The sequence below is a fragment of the Streptomyces sp. NPDC058045 genome, from assembly GCF_042885635.1.
Lineage (GTDB): Bacteria > Actinomycetota > Actinomycetes > Streptomycetales > Streptomycetaceae > Streptomyces.
The window spans coordinates 1-1,482 of the sequence record NZ_JBHVRR010000116.1 but is presented as its reverse complement, the minus strand read 5'-3'; the positions used below and the strand labels follow the sequence as shown (position 1 = coordinate 1,482).

Annotated in this window: 2 protein-coding genes; one reads left to right on the top strand and one right to left on the bottom strand. The window is 66.5% G+C overall.

Annotated elements, in window-relative coordinates; genetic code table 11:
• Positions 1-69: 69 nt before the first annotated feature.
• Positions 70-837 carry a transposase gene (locus tag ACFVST_RS29305; protein ID WP_390156629.1) on the bottom strand — a complete coding sequence of 256 codons (768 nt, stop codon included), beginning with the start codon at positions 835-837 and terminating at the stop codon, positions 70-72.
• A gap of 53 nt (positions 838-890) precedes the next feature.
• Here ACFVST_RS29305 and ACFVST_RS29300 point away from each other — a divergent pair, with 53 nt between their 5' ends.
• Positions 891-1,454 carry a GNAT family N-acetyltransferase gene (locus ACFVST_RS29300; protein WP_390156628.1) on the top strand — a complete coding sequence of 188 codons (564 nt, stop codon included), beginning with the start codon at positions 891-893 and terminating at the stop codon, positions 1,452-1,454.
• The last annotated feature ends 28 nt before the right edge of the window (positions 1,455-1,482 follow it).

Sequence of the window (1,482 nt, the reverse complement as noted above, 5' to 3'; positions counted from 1 at the left end):
CTAAGGGCTGTCCCGTAAATGATCTCTGAGTCGCCTCGGACGTGGTTGGCCGTGGTGCGGGCCGTTTGCCTATCCGGCGAGGGCGAGGTTGTGCATGCGGGCGATGCCGAGCATGGCGTGGTGAACTCCGTCGCCTTTGAGGCGGCAGTCACGGAGGATCTTCCATGTCTTCATGCGGGCGAAGACGTGCTCGACGCGGGCGCGGACCTGCTTGTGGGACTTGTTGTGCGCCTGCTTCCAGTCGGGCAGGTCTTCGCCTTTGCGGCGTCGGTGGGGCATGACGAGTCCGGTGCCGGGGTAGCCGCCGTCGGCTATGGTGCGTGTCTTGCCAACGGCGGCTTTGGCGCCGGATTCCTCCCATGCCTTGCAGTCGTTGCGGTTCCCGGGCAGGGGCCGGCCGACCACGACGACCCGGCGGGTGTCAGCGTCGATGACGACCTGGTGGTTGGTGGAGTACCGGTAATTCTTCGACTGTGCGGCGATGGCGTGGTCGCTGGTGGGGACCAGGGTGCCGTCCACGATCAGCACGGTGTCCTTGGCGAACCGCTTGCGGGGCTGGAGCGCGAGCATCGGCCCGAGGTGGTCGATGATCCGGTCCGCCGCGGACTTCGAGATGCCGAACAACGGGGCGAGCTGCCGCAGCGTCAAGTTCGTGCGCCAGTACGCAGTGACCAGCAGGACCCGGTCCTCCAACGGCAGGCTCCACGGTCGACCCTTGCGGACCGCGTCCGCGCCTTCGCGCCGCAGTGCGGTCAGCAGCTTGCCGAAACGGCGCGGACTCAGCCCGGTGAACGGGGCTATCCAGGACGGCTCCGACGCCGTGATCACACCAGCCACACCAAGATCATCCTCTGTGGTGGAGTAGCTCTGAGCAACGTCCCACGAATCCGATGGTGCGACGCAGCTTCGGCGTCAAGAATCGGCTGATGCATGAAGTGAAACTGTCCGACGGGATCATCACGCTGTCGCCGCTGCGCATGGACGATGTGGAGGCGCATCTCACGGGGGAGGATGAGCTGCTGGTTCGTTGGCTCAACGGCGGTCCCGGCTCGCGCGAGGGCGTTGAAGCGTACTTCCGGCACTGCTGGGAACAGTGGAACACTGCCGGTCCGCTCCGCGCTTTCGGCATCCGGGTAGGCGCCGACGAGGCGCTCGCGGGGACGATCGACCTGCGGTTCGCAGGAGAGGGCTTGGCTCCCGGCCAAGTAAATGTCGCCTACGGCCTCTATCCGTCATGGAGGGGGCGTGGCCTGGCTACCCGCGCGGTCCTCCTGGCGTCCCAGTACACGGCCACTGAGGGCGGGGAGGAGGCGGTGATCCAGGTCGATCCGGAGAATCCCGCATCCGCTGCAGTCGCGCGGCGGGCAGGATTCACCCACCGCAAGCAGCCGCACGGCAAGGACGGCACACGGTTCGACTGGTACATCCGGGACCTGCACGTCGCTCCCCAGTGACGACCAGCAGTTACGGGACAGCCCTTAG